Here is a 14,752-nt window from a genome sequence, read left to right on the forward strand (position 1 = left end):
GGCGGGTGCCACCATTCCCGCCGGGCGACAGGTGCGGCGCGTATTGCCGCAACCGCAGCCTTGCGGGGTGCCGCCGCCGGAAAGGCCGGAGTACATATGCGTAAGGGCGGTGAACGGGGGGATGCGGCCGGGCCGGTGGCGGACGATGTCGCGCTGCGCCTGGCGGCGATCGTCGAGTCGTCCGACGACGCGATCGTCGGCAAGACGCTGGACGGCACGATCACCAGCTGGAACAAGGCGGCAGAGCGGCTGTTCGGCTATCGCGAGGACGAGATACTCGGCCGCTCGATTCTGACCCTGATCCCGCCCGAGCGGCAGCATGAGGAACACGAGATCGTCGCCCGGCTGCGGCGCGGCGAGCGAGTCCAGCATTTCGAGACGGAACGCTGCCGCAAGGACGGCAGCCGGGTACCGGTGTCGCTGACCGTGTCGCCGATCCTGCGCGCCGACGGTACGCTGATCGGTGCGTCGAAGATCGCCCGCGACATCAGCGAGCGCAAGGCGGCGGAGGCGCAACTGCGCCGGCAGAGCCAGCGCCTCGCCACCCTCAACCGCGTCGCCCAGCTGATCCTGCGCGAGCTCGACATCGACCGGCTCGTCCACACCGTCACCGACATCGCGACGGAGCTGAGCGGCGCGCAGTTCGGCGCCTTCTTCTACAATGTCCGCGACGACAGCGGCGAATCCTACCTGCTCTACACCCTGTCTGGCGCGCCGCGAGAGGCATTCGCGAATTTCGGCATGCCGCGCAATTCGGCGGTGTTCGCGCCGACCTTCGCCGGGACGGAGATCGTCCGCTCCGACGATATCCGCCGGGATCCGCGCTACGGTCGCAACCCGCCGCATTTCGGCATGCCGAAGGGGCATCTGCCGGTGGTCAGCTATCTGGCGGTGCCGGTCGTCTCCGGCACCGGCGAGGTGATCGGCGGCCTGTTCTTCGGCCATGAGCAGCCCAGGATGTTCAGCGAGGATAGCGAGATGCTGATCGCCGCCATCGCGGCGCAGGCGGCGGTGGCGATGGACAATGCCCGGCTGCACCGCGACGCCCAGCGCGAGATCGCCGAGCGCCGAGCGGCAGAGGAAGCGAAGGCGCTGATGCTCGACGAGCTGAAGCACCGGGTCAAGAACACGCTGGCGACGATCCAGGCGATCGCGCGCCAGACGTTTCGTGCCACCCCGCCGGCGGAGCGCGATACCTTCCTCGCCCGGCTGCAGGCGCTGTCCGACGCCCACGACCTGTTGAACGAAACCCGCTGGCGGGGGGCGACGATGGACGACACCGCCCGCCGCGCGCTCCGTCCGTTCCACGACCGGTGGAGCGAACGCATCGCCGCGCGCGGTCCGCCGGTCGACCTGCCGAGCAATGTCGCGCTGCTGCTGGCGATGGCGCTGCACGAATTGGGCACCAACGCCTGCAAATACGGCGCGCTCGCCAACGACAGCGGCCGGGTCGCGGTCGAATGGGCGCTGGACGGCGCGGGTCGGCTGAGCGTGACCTGGCAGGAAAGCGGGGGCCCGTCGGTCACGCCGCCGCGCGCGGCCGGCTTCGGTTCGCGGATGATCGAGCGGACGGTGGCGGCGGAGCGCGGCACCGTCGCCTTCGATTACGCGCCCGGCGGCCTGTCCTGCGTGATCACCCTGCCATATCGCTTGCATCGCGAAGCGGCGGCCGTAACAAACCCCCGGTGACACGGGAGGACGACATGGCGCGGGTGGCAAGGATCGATCGGATCGGCGGGCCGGAGGTCATCGCCTGGCACGATGTCGCGCTGCCGCCGCCGGGCGCCGGCGAAGTGCTGGTCCGCCAGACCGCGGTCGGGCTGAACTTCATCGACACCTATCACCGCTCCGGCGTCTATCCGGTGCCGCTGCCGAGCGGACTGGGAACGGAGGCGGCCGGCGTCGTCGAGGCGGTCGGCCCCGACGTCACCGGCCTCGCCCCCGGCGACCGGGTCGGCCATTTCGGCGCCCGGCGCGGCGCCTATGCCAGCCACCGCGTCCTGCCCGCCGCCGAGCTGGTCAGGCTGCCCGACTCGGTCGATGCAGAGACGGCGGCGGCGGTGCTGCTGAAAGGCTGCACCGCCGAGTTCCTGATCGAACGCTGCGCCCGGGTCGAGGCCGGCTGGCCGGTGCTGGTCCACGCCGCGGCAGGCGGCGTCGGCCTGCTGCTGGTGCAATGGCTGAAGGCGCTCGGCGCGACGGTGATCGGCACGGTCGGCGATCCGGCGAAGGCGGCGCTGGCGTCGGCGGCGGGGGCGGACCATGTCCTGCTGTCGCGCACCGACGACATCCCCGCGCGGGTGCGGGCGCTGACCGACGGCACCGGCGTCCGCGTCGCCTTCGACGGGGTCGGCATGGCGACGTGGGAAGCGACGCTGGCCAGCGTCGCCAGGCGCGGGCTGATCGTCAGCTACGGCAACGCCGGCGGGCCGGTCACCGGCGTCGGCCTCGGCGCGCTCGCCGCGCATGGCTCGCTGTTCGTCACCCGGCCGACGCTGTTCGATTACTACGTGACGGCGGAGGAACGCGCCGCCGGGGTCGCCCGGCTGTGGGCGATGCTCGCCTCCGGCGCGGTCGGGGTGACAATCGGCCAGCGCTATCCGCTGGAGGACGCAGCCCGCGCCCATGCCGATCTGGAGGCGCGGCGCACCACCGGCTCCACCGTCCTCATCCCCTGACGCGGGCTAGGACGGATCGCCATTTGCAGGCCATCAGGGCTAAATGGCGATCCGTCCTACAGCGCGGCGGCTATCCCGGCGCGGGCGCATTCCTCGTCCTGCGCCTCGGTCGCGCCGCTGACGCCGACGGTGCCGGCCAGCCGCCCGTCGACCATCACCGGCAGGCCGCCGGCATAGGTGACCGCGTTGAAAGCGCGCTGCGCCGTTTCAGCCATCTTCGCCACCTCGGCGGTGCTGCGGCCGGTGCGGAACACGGTTCCCGCCTTGCCCTGGGCGAGGACGGCGCTGGTCCGGCTGGCGCCGTCCATGCCGACGAAGCGGACCAGGTCGCCATGCTCGTTCAGCACCGCGACATGCACTTTCCAGCCGGACTTGGAGGCCAGCGCCAGGCAGGCGTCGGTGATCGTCTGCGCGTCGGTGGCGTTGATCGTCCGGGTCCGGGCGATCTGCGCCGGCGCGGCGGCGGTGGTCAGCAGCGCGGCCAGCGCGCAGGCGCCGGCAAGATGGCGGGTCATGGCAATCCTCCCCATGGCAAAAAGGCCGGCCGCCGCCTGAGACGCAGCCCCGCCGGTGGCGTTCAGCGGCGGACCGCCTCGTCATACCACTGGTCGAGGTCGCGCTTCAGCGCGGTCAGCGAACCCGGTTCGATATAGATCATGTGGCCGGACTCGTAATAGCGATAGGTGATGTTCTTGCGCAGCGTCGGGTCGATCTGCATGTGCTTCAGGTCGTATTCGGCGCCGAAGAACGGTGTCGCCGTGTCGTAATAGCCGTTCAGCGACAGCACCTTCAGATAGGGGTTGATCCGCATCGCCGTGCCCAGGTCGATCGAGGTTGCGGCCAGCGCCATCGTCCGCCCGTCCGGCGCCTTGTGCTTCTGGTCCCACTTGCCCGAAATGCCGGAATAGAAATTGGGGCGATAGCTGAGGTTCGTCTTGTACCCCAATGTCCCGAAAAGATATTTGTTCAGCGCGCCGATGTAAGGCCCGCCGATCGCCGCGTCGGCCGCGTCGAATTCGGGCGAGTCGCCGCCGGCGTCGACGTCGATGCCGAGGAAGCGGGTGTCGAGCCGGCCGATCGTCCGCCGCTGATCGCGCAGCAACTCCTTGCGGAACCGCGACAGGTCGACGCGCAGGTCGGCGTCGAGCAGGAACTTGGGCGACAGGCCGGTATAGGCGCTCATCTGCTCGGCGATGGCGTTGCGCTCCGCGTCGCTCAGGTCGTCGCCCTTGGACAGGGCGGACAGATACGGTCCGCGCGCCCATTCGCGCACTTCGGTCAGGAACGGTTCCAGCGTCGCCGGCCGGTTCTGCAGCCGCTTGTGATACCAGGCGGCGGCGGCGTAGCTGGGCATATAGGTAACGAAGAACTGGTCGTAATTGGGCTGGCGGATGCCGTAGTTCAGGATCGATGACAGCAGGATCACGCCGGTCATCTGCGCGCCGCGCGATTGCAGCGTGTGGACGAGGCCGGCGGCGCGCAGCGTGCCATAGCTCTCGCCGAGCAGGAATTTCGGCGAATCCCAGCGGTCGTTGATCGCCAGATAGCGCAGGATGCCGCGCGCGAAGGCGTCGATGTCCTGGTCGACGCCCCAGAAATCGGCGCCCTTGGCCTTGCCGATCGGCCGCGACAGGCCGGTGCCGATCGCGTCGATGAACACCAGGTCGGTGCGGTCGAGGATGGACTGGTGGTTCTCGACGATATTGTAGGGCGGCGGCGGGTTGGCGGTGTCGAGCGGCGTGTCGACCCGGACCGGGCCGAACGAGCCCATGTGCAGCCACATGCTCGACGATCCGGGGCCGCCGTTGAAGGTGAAGGTGACCGGACGCGGCGGCGCCCCGGCCGGCCGGTCCGCGACATAGGCGACGTAGAACATGCTGGCGACCGCCTGCCCTTCGTCGTTGCGGATGGTCAACGTGCCGGGGGTGACGGTATAGCCGATGCGCTTGCCGGCGATGGTGACGCTGCCGCGCTTCGGCTGCGCGTCCTCCTCGGCGGTGGCGGCAGCGGTGTCGACTTCGCTCGCCGCGGCGACACGACTTGCGCTGTCCGCCGCGCGGGCGCCGTCCTTGGCGGTGTCGCGCTGTTGCGCGGCAAGCGGCGTGGACAGCAAGGCGCCAAGGGCGATCGAGAGCAAAAGGCGGTGCGAGCGCATGAAATCTCCCCTAAATTGTACGAGTTTTCGTACAACGTATACGAATGCCGTCAAGTGCGGACCGTGCTTGGCAGGGATTATTATACGGTATACGATGCATCCATCTAACTCATTTTTCGGGGCTTCCCAATGACTCGTCGTTTCGCTGGCCTTGCCGTCGCCCTGCTCCTCGCCGGGGCGGCCGTTCCCGCGCATGCCGATCCGGCGACCGATGCGCGCTTCACCGAATTGTCGTCGGCCGAATGGGGCTGGCGGCAGCAACAGATGGCGGGTGGCGAGGATGACGACGGCGCGATCCAGGCCAGGCTGCCGGACGTGCGGCCGGAAACGCAGGCGGCCCGCCTCGCCCATTGGCGCGACGTCCGCCGCAAGCTCGATGCGATTCCGGTAGCGTCGCTGTCGCCGGCGGCGCAGGTCGACTATGCGGTCTACCGCGATCAGATCGACACGCTGATCGCCCAGCAGGAATTTCGGGAATATGAGAAGCCGTTGAACGCCGACAGCTCCTTCTGGGGCGATTTCGGCTATACCGCGCGGCGGCCGTTCACCACGGAGGCGGACTATCGCGCCTTCATCGGCCAGATGAACGACATCCCGCGCTACTTCAGCGAGCAGACCGCCAACATGCGCGCCGGGCTGGCGCGCGGCTTCACTCCGCCCAGGGTGACGCTGCAGGGGCGCGACGCGCCGATCCGCGCGGTCGTCGACGCGAAGACGCCGGAGGATTCGCTCTTCTACCTGCCGTTCAAGACGATGCCGGCGTCGATCCCGGCGGCGACGCAGGCGGAACTGCGCGCGGCGGCGGTCAAGGCGATCACCGACTCGGTCGTCCCCGCGCACCGCACGCTGCTGCGCTTCATGCAGGACGAATATATCCCGAAGGCCCGCACCGCGCTGGCGGCGGAGAAGATGCCCAACGGCAAGGCCTATTATCAGTCGCTGATCAAGGAATTCGCCACCCTCGACCTGACGCCCGACCAGATCCATGCGATCGGCCTCAGCGAGATGGCGAAGCTGCGGACGGAGATGGAGGCGGTGCGCCAGCAGGTCGGCTTCAAGGGCGACATGCCCGCCTTCCTCCACTTCCTGCGCACCGATCCGCAATTCTACGCCAAGACCCCGGCGGAGCTGCTGAAGGAGGCGGCGTGGATCGCCAAGCAGGTCGACGACCGGATCGGCAAGTGGATCGGCCACCTGCCGCGCCAGCGCTTCGGCGTCATCCCGGTGCCGGATGACATCGCGCCGTTCTACACCTCCGGCCGGGGCGGACCGGGCATCTATCTGGTCAACACCTACGACCTGCCGTCGCGCGCGCTCTATTCGCTGCGCGCGCTGACCCTGCACGAATCGGCGCCGGGCCACGCGTTCCAGATGCCGCTCGCCAACGAGAACAAGGCTCAGCCGGCGTTCCGCAAGGTCTATATCTCCGCCTATGGCGAGGGCTGGGCGCTCTATTGCGAGCGGCTCGGCACCGAAATGGGGATATACGAAACGCCCTACGACGTGTTCGGCATGCTCAGCTACCAGGCGTGGCGCGCGGCGCGGCTGGTCGTCGATACCGGCATCCATGCCAAGGGCTGGACGCGCGAGCAGGCCCAGCAATATCTGCGCGACAACACCGCCCTGTCCAATCACGAGATCGAGACGGAGGTCGACCGCTATATCGCCTGGCCGGGGCAGGCCCTGTCCTACTATCTGGGCGAGATGGAGATCATGAAGGGGCGGGCCAAGGCGGAAGCGGCGCTCGGGTCGAAATTCGACATCCGCGCTTTCCACGATACCGTTCTCGAACTCGGATCGGTGCCGCTGCCGGTGTTGTCGGCCCGCATCGACCGGTTCATCGCCGATGGCGGCAAAGGCCCTTACCCCGACGAGGAATGACATGACCGATACCGACACCGTCACCCTGAGCCTGGACGAGGTGGCGGCGCTGTCGCGCGCCGTGCTGACCCGCCACGGCCTTGCCCCCGACCATGTCGAGGCGGTGACCGAGACGATCGTCGCCGGCGAGCGCGACGAATGCGCCGCGCATGGCGTCTATCGTCTGCTCGGGTGCATCAACACATTGAAAACAGGGAAGGTTTCTGCCGACGCCCAGCCCGTCGTAGACGACATCGCCCCGGCGCTGGTCCGCGTCGATGCCGGTGGAGGTTTCGCCCAGCTCGCTTTCAAGCGGGGTGTTCCACACCTGATAACCAAGACGAAAACTTGCGGCATCGCCGCCCTCGCCCTCAACAACTGCGTCCACTTCGCCGCCCTCTGGCCGGAAGTCGAGGCGGTCGTCGCCGAAGGGCTGGTCGCGCTCGCCATCACCCCCAGCCATGCCTGGGTCGCCCCGGCCGGCGGCCGCAAACCGTTGTTCGGCACCAACCCGATCGCCTTCGGCTGGCCGCGCCCCGGTCCGTTCCCGTACGTCTTCGACTTCGCGACCAGCGCCGTCGCCCGCGGCGAGATCGAGCTGCACCGCCGCGCCGGCAAGCCGATTCCGGAGGGTTGGGGCGTCGACGGCGACGGGCGGCCGACCACCGACGCGGCGACCGCGCTCGCCGGCGCGATGCTGACCTTCGGCGGCCACAAGGGATCCGCGCTGTCGACGATGGTCGAGCTGATCGCCGGCCCGCTGATCGGCGACATGACCAGCGCCGAGTCGCTCGCCTTCGACGACGGCGCCGGCTCCGCACCCTATGGAGGCGAGCTGATCGTCGCGATCGACCCGGCCGGTTTCCTCGGCGCCGCCGCCGCCGACCACATCGCCCGCGCCGAGGCGGTGTTCGACGGCATCACCGGGCAGGGCGCCCGCCTGCCCTCGCAGCGCCGCTACGAAGGGCGGGTCCGCAGCCTGGCCAACGGCGTCACCATCCCCCGCGCGCTGTACGACGATATCCGCGCCTTGCTGGACTGACCACTCAGCCGAACGGGCGGTCTATCGCCGGCGAAGGCTCGGTGAACCAGGCCGCGCCGGTCTCGGTCACATGGAAATGGTCCTCGAGCCGGACGCCGAACTTGTCCGGCACGACGATCATCGGCTCGTTGGAGAAGCACATGCCCGGCGCCAATGGCGTCGTATCGCCCGGCACCAGATAGGCCGGCTCGTGGATCGACAGGCCGATGCCGTGGCCGGTGCGGTGGGGCAGACCGGGCAAACGATAGCCCGGGCCAAGACCCGCTTTCTCCAGCACCGCCCGTGCCGCCGCGTCGACCGCCTCGCACGGTACGCCGGGCCGCACCGCGTCGAACGCCGCTTGCTGCGCCGCCTGCTCCAGCGCCCAGATCCGCTTTTGCTCCTCCGACGCCTCGCCGAACACATAGGTGCGGGTGATGTCGGAATGATAGCCGCCGATGACGCAGCCGGTATCGATCAGCACGATATCGCCTTCCGCCAGCACGCATTCGCCGGGCAGCCCGTGGGGGAAGGCGGTCGAGCGGCCGAACTGGACGATGCAGAAGCCGTTGCCGTCCGGCGCGCCGATCGCCCGGTGGGCCTGGTCGATGAAATAGCGGACCTCCGAAGCGGTGATCCCCGGCGCCAGCGCCCGGGCAGCGCGGCGGTGGACCTCCAGCGTCATCGCCTTCGCCTGCTGCATCAGCGCCAGTTCCGCCGGCGACTTGATCATCCGGCAGCCGTCGACAATCGCCGACCCGGCGACGAGCGTCGCCGTCGGCGCGGCGCGGGCGATGCGGTCGACGAACAGGAACGCCATCGCCGGGTCGATCGCCAGCGTTTCGACGCCCAGTTCGCGCAGCGCCGCCGCGACCAGCGCGGCCGGGCTTTCGTCTTCCTCCCACAGCCGGATGTCGGCCTCGATCGCCAGGTCGGCCTGCAGCGTTCCCAGCTCGAAAGCAGGAGCGACGACGATCGGCCGGCCGGTGCGCGGCAGCAGCATCGCGACCAGCCGCTCGCTGGCGCCCCACGGCACGCCGGCGAAATAGCGCAGGCTGGCGCCGGCGCCGACCAGCAGCGCGTCTGCGCCGGCGTCCGCCGTCAGTCGGCGTGCCTTTTCGATCCGCGCGCCGCGCTCGTCGGCGGTGATCGCGGGGGCGGGATTGGCCCATGGCCGGATGGCGGCCAGTTCCGCGGCGGGAGTCGATCCGCCGATGCCGTTGGTCATTGCTCTGTGCCTTGCAAATTATGATGTGGAACGATGAAGGTTGTGATTGTCATACGGGCTTTCCGACGCCTAGGACAACGTATCGACCGGGACCGATCAGGGTTGCAGATATTGATCATATACCGTATACGATAATCGTCTTCAATGAAGGGACTCCGTTGAATGAACGCGTCGCAGGCCTTGTGGCGGGGGGTGTATCCCGCCGCAACCACACAGTTTGCCGAGGATTTCTCGGTCGATCTCGACGCGACTCAGCAGGTCCAGACCGCCCTTGTCGACGATGGCGTCGACGGCCTCGTCCTGCTCGGAACCTGTGGCGAGAACAACTCGCTCGAACCTGAAGAAAAGCGCGCGGTGCTGCGCGCGTCAGTCGAGGCGGTCGGCGGACGCGTGTCGCTCGTCGCCGGCGTGTCGGAACTGACTACGGCGCGCGCGGTGGAATATGCACGCGATGCCGAGGCGATCGGCGTTTCGGCGCTGATGGTGCTGCCGGCGATGGTCTACGTGCCGACGGTCGAGGAGTTGCGGACGCATCTGCGCGCGGTGGCGGCGGCAACGACGCTGCCGGTCATGCTATACAACAACCCGGCCGCCTACCGGGTCAACATGAGCTTCGAGCTGCTCGACGGGCTGGTCGATGTGCCGAACATCGTCGCACTGAAGGAATCGGAACCCGACACCCGCCGGTTCACCGACGTCGCCAACCGCTATGGCGATCGCTTTACGATGATGGCCGGGCTGGACGACGTCGCGCTCGAAGGGCTGCTGCTCGGCGCCAGCGGCTGGGTGTCCGGCCTGACCAGCGCCTTTCCGGCCGAATCCGTCCGCCTGGTCGCGGCGGTCTACGAAGGGCGGATCGAGGAAGCGCGTGACATCTACCGCTGGTTCATGCCGCTGCTCCACCTCGATTCGGTGCCCGACCTCGTCCAGTGCATCAAACTGGCTGAGCAGGTGATGGGGCGTGGCAACGAACGGGTCCGCATGCCGCGGATGCCGCTGTCCGGCGCGCGCCGGCAGCAAGTGATCGCCTGGGTCGAGCACTGCGCCGAGACCCGGCCCAGCGCGCACGTTCCGCTCGCCGCCTGATCCGAGATGCGGCACAGCTTCTTTTGCATCGACGGACATACCGCCGGTAATCCGGTCCGTCTTGTCGCCGGGGGTGCGCCGCTGCTGCGCGGTCAGTCGATGGCGGAACGCCGCCAGGATTTCCTCGCCCGGTTTGACTGGATCCGGACCGGCCTGTGCTTCGAGCCGCGCGGCCACGACATGATGTCCGGCGGCTTCCTCTATCCGCCCACGCGGGAGGACAGCGACGCCGGCATCCTGTTCATCGAAACCAGCGGTTGCCTGCCGATGTGCGGGCACGGCACGATCGGCATTCTGACCTTCGCGCTCGAAAACGGGCTGATCACGCCCCGCGAACCAGGCCGGGTGCGGGTGGAGGTGCCTGCCGGCGTCATCGACGCAGATTATCGGGTCGAGGGCGACCGGGTGGTCGCCGTCCGCATCCGCAACGTTCCCGCCTATCTGGCGCTGGAAGGCATAGAGATCGACGTGCCCGGTTTCGGCTCGCTGACTGTCGACGTCTCCTACGGAGGCAATTTCTATGCGATCATAGAGCCGCAGGGGCCGTATACCGGACTGGACGCGCTCGGTGCCTCGCGGATCATCGACCTCAGCCGGACGATCCGGGCGATGCTGCGCGAACGCTGCGAACCGGTCCATCCGCTGGAAAGCACGATCCGCGGCGTCAGCCATGTGCTGTGGGCCGACGCGCCCAAGGGCGATGGCGCCGACGGCCGCAACGCCGTGTTCTACGGTGAGAAGGCGATCGACCGCAGCCCGTGCGGCACCGGCACCTCGGCGCGGATGGCGCATCTCGTCGCGCGCGGGAAACTGAAGGTCGGCGACCGGTTCGTCCATGAAAGCTATATCGGCAGCCGTTTCATCGGCCGGGTCGAGGCAACCGCCGATATTGCCGGAAAACCGGGGATCATTCCCTCGATCGAGGGTTCGGCGATCGCGACCGGGATCAATACGATATGGATTGATCGCGCAGACCCCTTTTGGGCGGGGTTTTCGGTGGTATGAGGCGTGCATGAGCCTCGTCGTCCGCAACCTTTCCGATCAGTTGTTTGATCTCGTACGAAGCCGGATCCTGTCCGGCGCCGTCCCTCCCGATAAGCCGATCCGACAGGACGCCCTGGCTGCCGAACTCGGCATCAGCAAGATCCCGCTGCGCGAGGCGCTGGCGCGGCTGGAGCAGGAGGGGCTGGTCCATTCCCAGGCCAATCGCGGCTTCTTCGTCCGCCCGCTATCCGCCGACGAGGCGGAGGAAGTCTACGCGTTGCGGCTGAAGCTGGAGCCGGAGGTGATGGCCCTCGCCGCCCAGCGCGCCAATGACGAGGAGCGCCGTTTCGCCATCGATACGCTGGCTACCCTCTACCAGGTGACGGACGAACGCGGGGACGGCATCGGCGCCTTCAACCGCGCCTTTCACATGGCGCTGATCTGGCCCAGCGGCCAGCCGGTGACCAACCATTTCCTGGAACGGCTACACGTTCTGTCGGAGCGGTATGCGCGCAAACACCTGGAACCGCTTGGCCGGGATGAGCGCGCCAACGAGGAGCATCGCGAAATGCTCGATACCTGGCTGGCCCGCGATGGCGACGCCATCGCGCGGCTGACCTATGCGCACGTCAGCAAGACGCTTGATGATCTGCGCCAGCAACTGGCCGGAGAAGACGTGCAGCCGTGACGCTGCCTTGCACCGCCGAAGGGCAATAAAGGACAATTGAGGGGAGACGCATGACCATCCTAGGGCCAATCAAGCCGATCGAAAGCCAGGCGGCCGACGCCGCCCACCGCCTTCGACCCACGCTAAGCTGGTACCATCTCATCGCCCTTGGGGTCGGTGCGATCGTCGGCACGGGCATCTACACGCTGACCGGCGTGGGTGCCGAACGGGCCGGGCCGGCGGTGATCCTCGCCTTCGCGATCGCCGGCGCGGTCTGCGCCTGCGCGGCGCTGGCCTATGCGGAAATGGCGACGCTGATCCCGACATCGGGCAGCGCCTACACCTACACCTATTCGGTAATCGGCGAGACCGTCGCCTGGGTCGTTGGCTGGAGCCTGATCCTCGAATATTCGCTCGCCTGCTCGGCCGTGGCGGTCGGCTGGTCCGGCTATCTGGTCGGCTGGCTGCAATCGGCCGGTGTCTGGTTGCCGGAGGCATTGCTGTCCAGCCCGCATGCCGGCGGGCTGGTCAACATGCCCGCCGTGCTGGTGTCGCTGACCGTCGCCGGGCTTCTGATGGCCGGTACGCGGGAAAGCGCGACGCTCAACATCGTGCTGGTCATCATCAAGCTCACCGCGCTTGCCGCCTTTGTTGTCATGGCATTGCCGGCGTTCGACATCGCCAACCTGAAACCGTTCATGCCCTATGGCTTCATCAGCCATGTCGAGGGCGGTGAGACGCGCGGGGTCATGGCGGCAGCGGCGGTCGTATTCTTTGCCTTCTACGGCTTTGACGCAGTGGCGACCTCGGCCGAGGAAACCCGCAACCCCGGCCGCGACCTGAAGATCGGCATCATCGGATCGATGGCCGTGTGTACGCTGATCTACATGGCGGTCGCGCTCGCCGCGATCGGCGCGATGCCCTACACCGCGCTCGGCAAGTCGCCGGAGCCGCTGGCGCTGGTGCTGCGCACGCTGGGCCATCCCGGCGCGTCCTACATCGTCGCCGGCGCCGCGCTCGTCGCGCTGCCGTCGGTCATCCTGGTGATGATGTACGGGCAGAGCCGCGTGTTCTTCGTCATGGCCCGCGACGGGCTGCTGCCGCACGGCCTGGCGAAGGTGTCGCCGCGCACCGGCTCGCCGCTGCTGATCACCGGGCTGACCGGCGTGTTCGTCGCCGGTGTCGCCGGCTTCTTCCGCCTCGACGAGATCGCCGAACTGGCCAATGCCGGTACGCTGATCGCGTTCATCGCGGTCGGCGCCTGCCTGATGATCCTGCGCAAGCGCGCGCCGGACCTGGAGCGGGTGTTCCGTTGCCCGGCGCCCTATCTGGTCGGCACCGGCGCGATCGTCGGCTGCGTCTATCTGCTGGCCAGCCTGCCGACGCACACGCTGACCCGGTTCCTGATCTGGAACCTGATCGGCCTGGCGGTCTACTTCGTCTACAGCCGCAGCCGCAGCCTGATGAAGAAGGGGCATGAAGCGGCCTGATCGTGAGGCCCCGCCCTTCCACCACGGAGGGGCGGGGTTCAGCGGTCGAGTTTCACGCGATAGGCAAGGTCTGCGCTGCCGTTGGCGGCGACTCGCGTCTTCAGCAGCCAGCCGCCCTCGCCGCGTTCCACCCCAGCGGGGCGGTCGGCCAGCTCGTAGGGGATGACGAACTCCGCGTCGATCGCAACCGGCAGGGCGTTGGTCACCGCAATCCGCCAGTCCTGCCGGCGCCTGTTCTCACCGGTGCGCTTCAGCGTCCATTGCACGTCCGGGCTGTCGCCGAGGGCGATTTCCACCTCCTCGCCGATCGCGCGGTCGGCGAGCCGATCTTCCCCGGCCAGCAGGCTGCGGCCGGCGACCGGCTCGAACACCGCGACGCCGCCGGCAGGGAGCGGCAGGCCGAGACCGCTGGCCTTGTCGTTCTTCGCGCGCAGGACGAGGGTCATCGCCTGAGGCGTGTCTTCCCCAGCACTGACGTTGGCGACATAGCGGCAGACGAATTTCGCCGCCGGCTGGTTCAGCATCGCCACCTGCTTCTGGCCTTTGGCGGCAACGGTCACCCGGATCGGGACGCGGTAGAGCTTCAGGTCGCCCAGTTCCTCCTGCTCCGCGCTGATCGCGACGACCGGCGTCGGCGATGCCAGCGGCGCCGACCGGCGCTGCGCGGTGACGACGATGCTCTCCGCCATGTCCATCGCCATGGGCGGCGGCGGCGCGGGCGGCGGTGGCGGAGCTAGCGACCAGCGCGGATGGGTGCTGGTGACGTCCATCGGCCAGCATTGCAGGCGGAGTGCCGGCGGCGGGCCGGCTGGCGCGCCGCGCCGGGCGCGCTCGCGGTTAGGCTGGCCGGCGACGACCTGCAGGCTGGCGTCAGCGAAGCCCTGACTGCCGCCGTTGGCGACGGTCAGCCAGGCGAACAGGCCGAGGGTGGCGCCGCTTTCCGCCATGGCGGCGACATAGTTGGCGGACCAGTCGAACCCCTGCGCCAGATAGCTGAGTTGGACGGTGACCTCCGTCGCACGGTCGCTGGTGGTCAGCACCGACAGGGTCGGCCGCGCCGACAGGTCGTCCGGCACGCCGGCGTAGAGCATGCGTTCGGGCAGGCCCGAGCAACCGAGCGCTTCGATGCCCTCGTCGGTCTGGAGCAACACGCCGCCGTTCGGCCCAGCCTGGATGATCGCCTCCTGCTCGCGCAGCTCGCCGGTCCGGCGATCGGTGCGTTGCAGGGTGACACGGCGTTTGAGATTGGCGTCGACCAGCCCGGCTGGCGAGATCAGCCGGGCGTCGCGATTCTTCTCACGCACGCCGGAGGGCAGGCCGGAGACGATCGCGGTTTCCGGCAGCATGCCGTCGGCGACCCCGACGAAGCGGATCACCGATTCGCCCGCCGGGATGCGCAGCGTCCGTGTCTCGCTGACCAGCGCGTAGCCGCCCGGCCACGCATGATTCATCGCGCCTTCGCGCCGGCCAGGGTCGCGGTAGATGGTAATGGACACGTCGGATACGCTGTCAGACACCACCGTCCCGGCGGTTGCCGGCGCGGCGCCGGACAGCAGAACCAGCAGCAGGGCAGTTGCCCGCAT

12 protein-coding genes are annotated in these 14,752 nt (G+C 68.5%); 8 read left to right on the plus strand and 4 right to left on the minus strand.

Features of this window, described 5'->3' with window-relative positions; translation table 11 throughout:
* The first annotated feature begins 96 nt into the window (after window positions 1-96).
* Entirely contained in the window at window positions 97-1,689 is a 1,593-nt protein-coding gene (locus E4A53_RS14600; protein ID WP_206366254.1) for a sensor histidine kinase, read from the plus strand.
* Window positions 1,690-1,703: 14 nt separating this feature from the next.
* Window positions 1,704-2,678, plus strand: coding sequence for a quinone oxidoreductase family protein (locus tag E4A53_RS05590; protein WP_136162274.1), 975 nt, complete (start codon window positions 1,704-1,706; stop codon window positions 2,676-2,678).
* Between the two features lie 56 nt (window positions 2,679-2,734).
* On the opposite strand, the gene E4A53_RS05595 is transcribed toward E4A53_RS05590, so the two are convergent.
* Both E4A53_RS05595 and E4A53_RS05600 read right to left on the minus strand, forming a co-directional pair.
* Entirely contained in the window at window positions 2,735-3,193 is a 459-nt protein-coding gene (locus E4A53_RS05595; protein WP_168694318.1) for a GlcG/HbpS family heme-binding protein, read from the minus strand.
* A gap of 62 nt (window positions 3,194-3,255) precedes the next feature.
* Complete coding sequence (locus E4A53_RS05600) at window positions 3,256-4,833, minus strand: S10 family peptidase (protein ID WP_136162120.1); 1,578 nt, start codon at window positions 4,831-4,833, stop codon at window positions 3,256-3,258.
* 129 nt (window positions 4,834-4,962) lie between these two features.
* Here E4A53_RS05600 and E4A53_RS05605 point away from each other — a divergent pair, with 129 nt between their 5' ends.
* Together E4A53_RS05605 and E4A53_RS05610 are read left to right on the plus strand one after the other, a co-directional pair.
* On the plus strand, window positions 4,963-6,714 hold the full coding sequence (locus E4A53_RS05605; protein WP_136162121.1) for a DUF885 domain-containing protein: 1,752 nt from the start codon (window positions 4,963-4,965) through the stop codon (window positions 6,712-6,714).
* Window position 6,715: 1 nt separating this feature from the next.
* Window positions 6,716-7,735: an Ldh family oxidoreductase gene (locus tag E4A53_RS05610; RefSeq protein ID WP_136162122.1), complete on the plus strand. Its 1,020-nt coding sequence runs from the start codon at window positions 6,716-6,718 to the stop codon at window positions 7,733-7,735.
* A 4-nt stretch (window positions 7,736-7,739) separates the two neighbouring features.
* On the opposite strand, the gene E4A53_RS05615 is transcribed toward E4A53_RS05610, so the two are convergent.
* A complete protein-coding gene (locus tag E4A53_RS05615; RefSeq protein ID WP_136162123.1) occupies window positions 7,740-8,942 on the minus strand; it encodes a M24 family metallopeptidase in 1,203 nt (400 codons plus the stop codon).
* Window positions 8,943-9,104: 162 nt separating this feature from the next.
* Between E4A53_RS05615 and E4A53_RS05620 the strand changes: the two genes are divergently transcribed.
* Genes E4A53_RS05620 through E4A53_RS05635 form a run of 4 tightly spaced genes read left to right on the plus strand, consistent with a single transcriptional unit; the run spans window position 9,105 to window position 13,169 of the window.
* On the plus strand, window positions 9,105-10,028 hold the full coding sequence (locus E4A53_RS05620; RefSeq protein ID WP_136162124.1) for a dihydrodipicolinate synthase family protein: 924 nt from the start codon (window positions 9,105-9,107) through the stop codon (window positions 10,026-10,028).
* A gap of 6 nt (window positions 10,029-10,034) precedes the next feature.
* A complete protein-coding gene (locus E4A53_RS05625) occupies window positions 10,035-11,033 on the plus strand; it encodes a 4-hydroxyproline epimerase (protein WP_136162125.1) in 999 nt (332 codons plus the stop codon).
* A gap of 7 nt (window positions 11,034-11,040) precedes the next feature.
* A complete protein-coding gene (locus E4A53_RS05630) occupies window positions 11,041-11,700 on the plus strand; it encodes a GntR family transcriptional regulator (protein WP_136162126.1) in 660 nt (219 codons plus the stop codon).
* 50 nt (window positions 11,701-11,750) lie between these two features.
* Entirely contained in the window at window positions 11,751-13,169 is a 1,419-nt protein-coding gene (locus E4A53_RS05635; RefSeq protein WP_136162127.1) for an amino acid permease, read from the plus strand.
* Window positions 13,170-13,207: 38 nt separating this feature from the next.
* On the opposite strand, the gene E4A53_RS05640 is transcribed toward E4A53_RS05635, so the two are convergent.
* The gene (locus E4A53_RS05640) at window positions 13,208-14,752 is read right to left on the minus strand and encodes a DUF4139 domain-containing protein (RefSeq protein WP_136162128.1); all 1,545 of its coding nucleotides are present in this window, start codon (window positions 14,750-14,752) and stop codon (window positions 13,208-13,210) included.

The sequence above is a fragment of the Sphingomonas flavalba genome (genome assembly GCF_004796535.1).
GTDB classification, from domain to species: domain Bacteria; phylum Pseudomonadota; class Alphaproteobacteria; order Sphingomonadales; family Sphingomonadaceae; genus Sphingomonas_L; species Sphingomonas_L flavalba.

Coding starts and splice junctions, on each gene's coding strand:
- E4A53_RS05620 (WP_136162124.1), top strand. CDS start 9,105: ATGAACGCGTCGCAGGCCTTGTGGCGGGGGGTGTATCCCGCCGCAACC.
- E4A53_RS05605 (WP_136162121.1), top strand. CDS start 4,963: ATGACTCGTCGTTTCGCTGGCCTTGCCGTCGCCCTGCTCCTCGCCGGG.
- E4A53_RS05625 (WP_136162125.1), top strand. CDS start 10,035: ATGCGGCACAGCTTCTTTTGCATCGACGGACATACCGCCGGTAATCCG.
- E4A53_RS05590 (WP_136162274.1), top strand. CDS start 1,704: ATGGCGCGGGTGGCAAGGATCGATCGGATCGGCGGGCCGGAGGTCATC.
- E4A53_RS05610 (WP_136162122.1), top strand. CDS start 6,716: ATGACCGATACCGACACCGTCACCCTGAGCCTGGACGAGGTGGCGGCG.
- E4A53_RS05635 (WP_136162127.1), top strand. CDS start 11,751: ATGACCATCCTAGGGCCAATCAAGCCGATCGAAAGCCAGGCGGCCGAC.
- E4A53_RS05640 (WP_136162128.1), bottom strand. CDS start 14,752: ATGCGGGCAACTGCCCTGCTGCTGGTTCTGCTGTCCGGCGCCGCGCCG.
- E4A53_RS05630 (WP_136162126.1), top strand. CDS start 11,041: ATGAGCCTCGTCGTCCGCAACCTTTCCGATCAGTTGTTTGATCTCGTA.
- E4A53_RS05595 (WP_168694318.1), bottom strand. CDS start 3,193: ATGACCCGCCATCTTGCCGGCGCCTGCGCGCTGGCCGCGCTGCTGACC.
- E4A53_RS05615 (WP_136162123.1), bottom strand. CDS start 8,942: ATGACCAACGGCATCGGCGGATCGACTCCCGCCGCGGAACTGGCCGCC.
- E4A53_RS14600 (WP_206366254.1), top strand. CDS start 97: ATGCGTAAGGGCGGTGAACGGGGGGATGCGGCCGGGCCGGTGGCGGAC.
- E4A53_RS05600 (WP_136162120.1), bottom strand. CDS start 4,833: ATGCGCTCGCACCGCCTTTTGCTCTCGATCGCCCTTGGCGCCTTGCTG.